Source organism: Acidobacteriota bacterium (genome assembly GCA_029861955.1).
Lineage (GTDB): Bacteria > Acidobacteriota > Polarisedimenticolia > Polarisedimenticolales > Polarisedimenticolaceae > JAOTYK01.
On record JAOTYK010000076.1, the window covers coordinates 1 to 5,745 of the forward strand.

Sequence of the window (5,745 nt, forward strand, 5' to 3'; positions counted from 1 at the left end):
CCGCGCTGACCACGCCGGTGCTGCGGCTCGACCCCGCGGCGAGCTCGGTGCTGACCTTCTGGACGGCCTGGGACATCCACTGGTGGCAGGACCTGGGCGTCGTCGAGATCAGCACCGACGGCGGCGACAACTGGTCACGACTGACCCCGGCCACGGGGTATCCGAAGCTCGGCGGGTCGGGCACCTGCGTCGGTGCGGACACGGCCGGCTACGGCAACGTGAACTTCGCGGAGCCGACCCTGGACTGGATCGAGCAGACGATCGACCTCTCGGCCTACCAGGGCCAGGACGTCGTCGTACGCTTCCTCTACGCGACCGATCCCAGTTGGGTCGGCCAGGGATGGTGGATCGACGACGTCACGGTCACCGGTGTCCTGCTCCCGGTGACGTGCACCAACCCCTCGCCGACCTGCTCGGCGCCGCCCGACTTCGACGGCGCGCGCGCAGTCAGCCGGGACGGGGGTGCCACCTGCTCGCTCACGGTCTCGTGGGACGCCGCCCAATCGCGCTGCACCCTGTACTCCGCGATTACCTACGGCGTCTACCGCGGCACGGACCCCGACTTCGTACCGGACGCCTCCAACCGCGTCGCGGCCTGCGTGACCGAAACCTCCTGGTCCGACCCGGACGTTTTCTTCGGGCGCAACTACTACTACGTCGTGCAGGCGGAGGACTCTGCCCCCGGCGGCAGCGGGCCGTGCAACGGCGGGAACGAGGATCCGAATCTCGTCCGAATCGGCAGCACGCCGGGCGGGCCCTCGGTGCCGGGCGTCTGGACACAAGACGCCGGCGACCTCGAATCGCAGCAAATGCTCCTCCCCAACGAGTGGTCGATCACGGATCTCCACAACGGCACGGTCGGCGTGTCGCAGGGGCACAGCTACTGGGCCTCCACGCTCATCCCCTACCCCGGGCAGATGTGCTCGTCGATGACCACGCCGCCGATCGAGCTCGGAGTCGGCTCCACGCTCTCGTTCAGGGACTACGAGGCGCTCGACTACTACCTCCTCGGTCCGGATGGAGGCATCGTCGAGGTCTCGGCGGACGGCGGCTGGACCTGGGAGCGGATCAACGACTCCTCCAACTCGACCGGCTTCGGCTACGACTACTGCGCCCCGGGCGGCGCGAACCCGTCGGTCCCGATGTTCACGAACTGGATTCTCGACTGGAGGGATCACCAGATCCCGATCCCGGCAATCTTGGACAACAAGACGGTCCAGTTCCGCTTCCGGTTCGTCTCGGACGACTTCGGCGGTCTGAGCAACCTCTACGAGGGCTGGTTCCTCGACGACATCGCCGTGGACAACGTCCAGGCGCCGACCACCTGTCAGAACCCCGACCCGGCCTGCGATGTGCCGCCCGTCTTCACCGGCGCGGTCGCGGCCGTGAACGACGCGTCGACCAACCCGTGCTCCGTCACCGTCAGCTGGGCGCCGGCCGAGGTTACATGTGGCGCCTTTCCGGCGAACACCTACAGCATCTACCGCGGTACGGATCCCTCCTTCGCGCCGGGGCCGTCGAACCGCATCGCGACCTGCCTGACCGGCACGTCCTACGTCGACACCGAGGCCGGCTACGGGCAGACGTTCTACTACGCGGTGCGCGCCGAGGATGCCTCGACCAACGGCGACGGGCCGTGCAACGGCGGAAACCAGGACGACAACAGCTTCCTGGCCTGGGCCGTTCCGACCGGCCCGAGCACCGTTCTCGGCACTTGGATCGACGACGCCGGCGACACCTACGCGCCGGCGATGTCGGTTCCGCCCGAATGGCAGATCTCGACCTACAACAACCACACGCCGTACGGCGCCACCAGCTACCAGTCGGCGAAGCCCGGCTCCACGACCTACGAGGGCGGCGTCTGCGCCTCGATCACCTCGCCGCCGCTCACGCTCGGTACGGACTCGGTCCTGTCCTTCTGGTCCTGGGACCGCATGGACATCTCCTGGGTCGACGCGGGCATCATCGAAGTGTCGAACGACGGGGGCATCACCTGGACCAAGGTGTCTCCCTACCAGCCGGGCGGCTGGAACAACTACCCGATCACGACGCCGGGAGGCGGCAACGACTGCATCGGCGCCTACCAGCGGGCCTTCGGCGGTTTCGACCTCGGCGGCTGGAACCAGTGGTTCGTCGAGCTCGGTGGCTACCTTCCCCCGTTGGCACCTGGCACCTTTCCCCTGTACCCCGGCTACAGCGGCCAGACGATTCAGTTCCGGTTCCGCTTCGGCTCCGCCGGTCTCCCGGTCCCGTCTGGCCGCGAGGGATGGTTTGTCGACGACATCCAGGTCACCAACGTCTGGCTGCCCGAGGGCTGTCTTAACTCGTCGCCGACCTGCGCCGACCCACCGGTCTTCCGCGGGGTTTCCGGCACCTCGACCGGAACCAATCCCTGCTCGGCGACACTGCAGTGGGATCCCGCCACGGCGGGGTGCACCTCGAACCCGGCAGTCAGCTACAACGTCTACAAGAGCCGGGCTCCGGACTTCGTTCCGGGGCCGGAGAACCTGGTCTCGAGTTGCCAGCCGGGGACGTCGTTCACGGACAACGACGTCAGCTTCGACATTCCCGAGTACTACGTCGCCCGGGCCGAGGACAGCGGCATCGGCGGTTCCGGCGTCTGCAACAGCGGCATCGAGGAAGGCAACGTCAGGCGAGCGGTCAGCGTTCCTCAGGGTCCGGGGGGCAGCCTGTGCCTCAACAGTATGCCGACATGCGCCGATCCGCCGGTCTTCCCGGGCCTGCAGGCCGTGACCAACAACGAGACGGATCCCTGCTCGGTCTCGCTGTCGTGGAGCGCGGCCGGGTCGCGGTGCCTGGTGGGCAACGACGTCACCTACTCCGTGTATCGCTCGACGACTCCCGGATTCACACCCTCCTGGCAGAACCGCATCGCGAGCTGCGTGAACGGGACGAACTACGCGGACACGACCGCCTACGGCGACGGTTCGCCCTACTACTACGTCGTGCAGTCGGAGGACGCGACGATCAACGGCCAGGGCGCGTGCAACTCGGGCAACCTCGACTCGAACACCGTGGAACTGTTCGTCACGCCGTCCGGTGCCGTGGGCACACTGTTCTTCGATGACTTCGAGAGCGGGCTCGGCAACTGGACGGGAACCAGCCGTTGGGTCGGCTCGACCGCTCAGGCTTTGTCCGGAACGCAGTCCGCCATGCTGGACGACGAGTACGGTGTCTGCGAATCGCTGGCGATGGCGACACCGGTGATGCTCCCGGCCGATGGGAGCGCGTTCCTCTCGCTGTGGACCAGGTTCGAGTTCATGGGGCCGCCGCCTGAGATAGACGCCTACAATGTGGGCGTCGTCCAGATCTCCGCCGACGACGGCCCGTGGACCACGATCGAACCGATCGCGGGGTATCCGAATTCCATTTCCCCCTACACGGATGCCTGCACGGCCCTTGCCGGAACGGGGTTCGGCTCCCCCGACGTCTGGACCCGGTACGAGTGGGATCTGCTGCCGTACGTGGGCCGGTCCGTGCGGATCCGCTTCCTCTTCGGATCGGACCCGACCTACAACTCCATCAATCCGTGGTACATCGACGACGTGGAGATCCGCGCCGGGGCGGTCTGCTCGGCGGCCTGCGCGTCGCTCCCGGCGTCACCCGCGGTCTCAGCAACCACGACCGCGCCCGAGACGATCGACTTGGACTGGAACCCCGTCGGCGGGGCGGTGCGTTACGAGATCTATCGCGGCGCGGGCAATTGCTCGGTCGCCGTGTTCGACAAGATCGCCAGCGTGCCTGCACCATCCACGACCCACCTCGACGCCCTCGCCGGCGGCGGCGGAGACTGGAGCTACCGGGTCACGGCGGTCGACGCCGCGGGCTGCGAGTCGGCCCCGTCGGTCTGCGTGAGCGCGGCGGTGGCGGGGACCTGCAGCGTGCCTCCGTCGTTCGCGGGCCTGCAATCGGCCGGCAACACGTTCCGCGATCCCTGCAGTGTCCGGCTCGACTGGTCGGCCGCCCGGAACAACTGCCCGACCGCGGGCGGCGTCACGTACGCCGTCTACCGCGACACGTCGCCGGGCTTCACGCCCGGACCGGCCAATCTCGTCGCGGCCTGCGTGACGGGCACGTCGTTCGAGGACTTCTCGGCCGACTCCTCGAGGGATTACAGCTACATCGTGCGGGCCGAGGATACGACGTTCGGGGGCGGCGGCCCTTGCAACGGCGGCAACGAGGAAACCAACGGGGTCGAATGGACGGCCCGGGCCACCGGAAGCCTCACGCCCGGCACCTTCCTGGACAGCGCCGGCGACGGCTTCCCGCAGCGGATGGTGCTGGAGGGGTCGTGGAACATCACGCTGGATCGGGCGTACTCCGGAAGCGCGAGTTACAACTCCGGGGCATCGACGGACACTTGCATCGCAATGACGACGCCCGAAATCCAGCTCGACTTCGACGCGACCTCGGAGTTGACCTTCTGGTCGTCGATGAACACGAACGACGAGCGCGAATCCTCCGCGATGGTCGACATCAGTATCGACGGCGGAGCGACCTGGGCGCCGTTGGATCTCACGCCGGGCACCAACATCTGGAACACCTTCATCGCCTGCCTGCCGTTCGAGCAGCATGGGTACGAGGGCTACCACCCCTCCTGGACGCAATACAGTGCGAGCCTGGTCCAGTACCAGGGCAGGAAGATCGTGATCCGCTTCCACTACGGAACACGGGATCCGAACGATGTCCGCGAAGGCTGGTCGATCGACGACATCCGGATCACCAACGTGATGGACGACGCGGACGGCTGCAGCAACGCAGCACCATCGTGCACCGCGCCGCCGGTCTTCGACGGCGTGAAGAGCGTCACCGACGACGGCGCGGCCACGTGCGGCATCACGGTCGCATGGGACCCGGCAACGTCGGCTTGCGGCCAGTACCCCGATCTCGTCTACAACGTCTACCGCGGTACGGACCCCGACTTCGTTCCGGGACCGGCGAACCTGGTCGCCTCGTGCCTCGAGACGACCGGCTACGCGGACCTCGATGTTGACGCCGGCAACCCCTACTACTACGCGGTGCGTGCGGAGGACCGGCGCATCGGCGGCGGCGGCGGGACGTGCGGCACCGGGCTCGAGGACCGCAACACCGTCAAGCTCGGCGCCGCGCCGTCGCAGCAGCCCCCGGTCCTCGGCACGTGGTTCGACGACGCCGGCGACAGCGGAGTCGCCCGGATGATCGCCAACCCGATGTGGACCGTCTCGAGCGACGATGCCCACAGCCCCCCGAAGAGCTACTTCGCGCCCAATGACAACGACCGCTGCGACAACCTGGTGACGCCGCCCCTGACCCTCGGTTCGGGTTCGATGCTGAGCTTCTGGTCGGACTTCGAGGGCCCGGCCGACGCCTGGCTGTGGGCGGCGGGTACGATCGAGGTCACCAACGACGGCGGCGCCAGTTGGACGCGTGTGGCGCCCGTCGGCGGCTACCCGGAGTACTACAACAACAACATCCTCTGCGACCTCGCCTGGGAGGATTCCTTCGGGGCCTACTATCCCTGGGCGCCCTGGAGCGTCGACCTGTCCGCCTACGCCGACCAGACGGTACAGATACGATTCCACTTCACGAGCCACAACTTCTTTCCGGATCCGACCATCGGCTGGCACGTCGACGACATCGAGGTCACGAACGTGTGGCTGCCGGGAGGGTGCACCACGCAAGCCGGCTGCAAGCTGGCCGTCGACGTTGTCCCGGACGCCTCGCCGACGACCTGTACGGGCAACG

The 5,745-nt window shown here is 67.6% G+C and carries 1 protein-coding gene; it reads left to right on the top strand.

Annotation, left to right across the window (positions count from 1 at the left end; all coding sequences use genetic code 11):
• Window positions 1–5,745 (top strand): immune inhibitor A (locus OES25_17330; protein ID MDH3629401.1); only part of this gene is annotated, 5,745 nt, incomplete at both ends.